The sequence below is a fragment of the Micromonospora endophytica genome, assembly GCF_003236305.1.
Lineage (GTDB): Bacteria > Actinomycetota > Actinomycetes > Mycobacteriales > Micromonosporaceae > Micromonospora > Micromonospora endophytica.
In genome coordinates this window covers 1-3,946 of record NZ_POTX01000375.1, presented here as the reverse complement: position 1 = coordinate 3,946, position 3,946 = coordinate 1, and the positions used below count along the sequence as shown (strand labels likewise).

3 protein-coding genes are annotated in these 3,946 nt (G+C 70.7%); 2 read left to right on the top strand and 1 reads right to left on the bottom strand.

The window, feature by feature from the left end; genetic code table 11:
• Positions 1-1,012, bottom strand: a 1,012-nt coding sequence (locus C1I93_RS29255; protein ID WP_111246490.1) for a glycosyltransferase, incomplete at its 3' end; no start/stop codon positions are given.
• 25 nt (positions 1,013-1,037) lie between these two features.
• Between C1I93_RS29255 and C1I93_RS29250 the strand changes: the two genes are divergently transcribed.
• Positions 1,038-1,898: an Fpg/Nei family DNA glycosylase gene (locus C1I93_RS29250; protein ID WP_111246488.1), complete on the top strand. Its 861-nt coding sequence runs from the start codon at positions 1,038-1,040 to the stop codon at positions 1,896-1,898.
• Between the two features lie 268 nt (positions 1,899-2,166).
• Complete coding sequence (locus tag C1I93_RS29245) at positions 2,167-3,738, top strand: sugar transferase (protein WP_111246489.1); 1,572 nt, start codon at positions 2,167-2,169, stop codon at positions 3,736-3,738.
• Positions 3,739-3,946: the final 208 nt, after the last annotated feature.

Here is a 3,946-nt window from a genome sequence, read left to right as displayed (position 1 = left end):
GGCCGGTGCCGGCGGGTTCGCGGGGGGTGTCCGCGCCGACCAGGTACGGGATGCCGCCGAGTGCGGTGCCGAGCACCGGACGGCCGCTGGCCAACGCCTCGATGATCACCGTCGGCAGTACGTCGTGCCAGGTGGAGGTGGCCAGCACCACGGCGCTGGCGGCCAGCGCGGCGCGTACGCCGGCCCGGTCCAGCGGGCCGAGGAAGGTGACGTCGGCGCGCTCGGCCGCGACCGACTCGACAAGGGGGCGAAGCTCACCGTCACCGGCGACACGCAGCGGCCCGAGCGCGCCGTCCGGGTGCCGCCGCCAGGCGTCCAGCAGCAGGCCGACGCCCTTCTCCGGGGAGAGCCGGCCGAGGAAGAGGAAGCCCTGGCCGAGCGGGGCGGGCGTGCCCGGGTCGGGGATGCCGTTCGGCTTCACCACGATCCGGTCGTCCGGAATGCCGTAGTCGCGCAGGTGGTCGGCGACCGCGCTGGTCAGGGCGATGAACCGGTCCACCGACTTCCAGGTGCCCCGATGCACGGCAAGGGTGGTGGCCATCAGCGCGCTCTGCGCCCGCGAGCCCCGGTAGCAGCGGTGCACCACCGCCGGCACGCCCAGCGCCCGGCCCCGGCAGTCCTGGCAGATCACCCCGTCCCGGAAGTACAGCCCGGAGGAGCAGACCTGGCGGTAGTTGTGCACCGTCTGCACCACCGGCACGCCGTGCTTGTGCGCGGTCCGCACCACCCAGGGCGACAACAGGGGGTACGGGTTGTGCAGGTGCAACACGTCCGGCCGGTGCTCGGTGAGCAGGCGGGCCAAGTCCTGCTGGGCCCGAGGCGCGTAGATCGGGGAGATCGGCAACAGCGCCTTCGCCGACTTCGGCATCGAAGCGATCTCGTCGGAGCTGCGCAGAAACGGCAGCACCTCCACGCCGGCCGCGGTGAGCTGGGCGATCTCCGCGTCGACGATGGTGTTCTCACCGGAGGGCTGAGCTTCCCGGTACCGGTTGTGCGCCACCACGATTCTCACGCGCACAGACGCTACCGTTACCGATGTGCCCGAACTACCGGAGGTGGAGGCGCTCGCGGGTTACCTGCGGCAGCGCGCGGTGGGCCGCCGCGTGGAGCGGCTGGAGATCTCCGCGATCAGCGCCCTGAAGACGTACGATCCGGCGCCGACAGCGGTCGCCGGACGGGCGGTGACCGACGCGCGGCGGCACGGCAAGTTCCTCGACGTGGTCTTCGACGGTGGCCTGCACCTGGTGGTCCACCTGGCCCGGGCGGGCTGGCTGCACTACCGCGAGGCGTTCGCCTCCACCGTTGCGTTACGTCCCGGTAAGGGACTGATCGCGCTGCGGGTCCGGCTCGACGACGGCTCCGGTTTCGACCTGACCGAGGCCGGTACGCAGAAGAAACTCGCCGCCTACCTGGTGACCGATCCGCAGGTGGTGCCCGGGGTGGCCAAGCTCGGGCCGGACGCGCTCTCGGCCGACCTCGCCACCTTCGCCGCGGCGCTGCGCAGCCGCCGGGGGCAGGTGAAGGGGGTGCTCACCGACCAGGCAGTGCTCTCCGGCGTGGGCAACGCGTACTCGGACGAGATCCTGCACGCGGCGAAGCTGTCACCGTTCGCGCTGACCAACCGGCTGACCGACGATCAGCTCGCCACCCTGCACTCGGCGACCCGGCGGGTGCTCGGCGACGCGGTGACCCGCTCGCTGGGGCAGCGTGCCGCGGAACTGAAAGGCGAGAAGCGGTCCGGGCTGAAGGTGCACGCCCGCACCGGCCTGCCCTGCCCGGTCTGTGGCGACACCGTCCGTGAGGTCTCGTTCGCCGATTCCGACCTCCAGTACTGCCCGACCTGCCAGACCGGCGGCAAACCGCTCGCTGACCGACGGCTGTCCCGCCTTGTACGGTGAGTAACACCACTCGCCGACTACTCAGCGGAATCGGACGCGGCGTATGAAACCACCGGTCCGCCGCTCTACCCGGGCCGTCATCCATCGGTATAGTGGCCCGGTCCCCGGCTTCCGGATGGCGTGGAGTCGGCCAGATGCCAGGTGAAAACGAGCCCGTCGTGCGAGGTCCCGCCAGGTCAGCGAGGCGACGGATTCCGCGTGGAAGACTGGAACTGTGGGCGACCCGCGCCCTCACTGCGAGTGAGCGACGCGTGTCATGCGGGAGGACATGGGTGAGGTGACGACTAGCCTCCAGCGCCCGGTAACCAACGAAGGCCGGAGCAAACTCGTGCGGCACGTCGACAGCTTCGAGATCCAGCCGCCGAACCAGCCGTCTCACAACGGCGTACCCCGGTCGGCGTGGGCCCGGGCCCGGCGTCGCGTCTCCCGCTGGCACCGGCCGTACACCCTGATCCTTCTGCTGTTGGACTTCGCGGCGGCGGCCTTCTCCAGCTACACCGCGATCAGCACCTTCGACCAGGCCACCGCGGGTTTCCACGCGGCCCAGGACGACCCCACCTGGTTCTTCACCGTCGCTTTCCTGCTGTTGCCGCTGGGGTGGCTGACCATCCTGTGGTTCAACGGCGCCTACGACCGGCGCTGCCTCGGGCTCGGGCCGGACGAGTTCAAGCGGGTCATCCGGGCCGGCGTGGCGGTCTGCGCGGCGGTCTCCTTCATCGCGTTCGCCACCAAGACCGACCTGTCCCGGTTCACCGTGAGCACCGCGCTGCTGATGGCCCTGCTGCTGATCCTGCTGGGCCGGATCCTGGCCCGGTTCGTGCTGCACGTGGTGCGTCGCAACATCCAGCAGGCGGCGCACCGGATGGTGCTGGTCGGCACCCTGCCGGAGTGCCTGGAGGTCTACACGGCGGTCACCCGCAACCCAGCCGCCGGGCTGGTGCCGGTGGCCATCCACATCACCGACGGATACGCGGCGGCCAAGGGCGTGCAGACCCCGGTCCCGGTGTACGCCGGCCGCGACGTGCTCTCCCTGGTCCGGGAGGTCGGTGGCGACACCATCGCGGTCTGCGGTTCGGCCAGCGCCGAGCCGGGCGAGCTGCGCCGCCTGGCCTGGCAGTTGGAGGGTTCCGGAGTCGACCTGGTGGTGGCACCGCAGCTGACCGACATCGCCGGTCCCCGGGTGCACATCCGCCCGATCGAGGGCCTGCCGCTGTTGCACGTCGAGGAGCCGACCCTGTCCGGGCCGGCGCTGCTGGCCAAGAGCATGATGGACCGGGTCGGGGCCGGTCTCGGCCTGCTGCTGCTGGCCCCGGTCTTCGTCGCCATCGCCGTCGCCATCCGGATTTCCGACCCGGGTCCGGTCTTCTTCCGGCAGCCCCGGGTGGGGCACGAGGGACGCACGTTCCGGGTGTGGAAGTTCCGGACCATGTACGTCGACGCCGAGGACCGGCTGGCCAGCCTGGTCGACCAGAACGAGACCGACGGCATGTTGTTCAAGATGAAGCAGGACCCTCGGGTCTTCCCGGTGGCCCGCTTCCTGCGCGCCTCCTCGCTTGACGAGCTGCCGCAGTTGATCAACGTGCTGAAGGGCGAGATGTCGCTTGTCGGCCCGCGCCCGCTGCCCGCCGACGACGGTGACTTCCTGGGCGATGTGCGGCGCCGGCTGCTGGTCCGCCCCGGCATGACCGGCCTGTGGCAGGTCTCCGGCCGCTCCGATCTCTCCTGGGACGAGGCGGTCCGGCTGGACCTCTACTACGTCGACAACTGGTCGCTCGCGTACGACCTGAGCATCCTGTGGCGCACCGTCGGCGTGGTGCTAGCCCGCAAGGGCGCCTACTGACCCCGCGTCGTCGTGATCCCGCGTCGTCGTGATCCCGCGTCGATCTAGGGCCAAGTGTCGTTAGGTGATCTCCAGCGACGACGATTGCCCCTAGATCGGCGGGGCGGGGCGGGGCAGGATCATGGGCGTGGGTGGCAACCTCTCCGCGGTCATCGGGGTTTTCTCGCTGGTCACCGTCCTGACCGCGGCGTTGGTGGCGGTGGGGCGG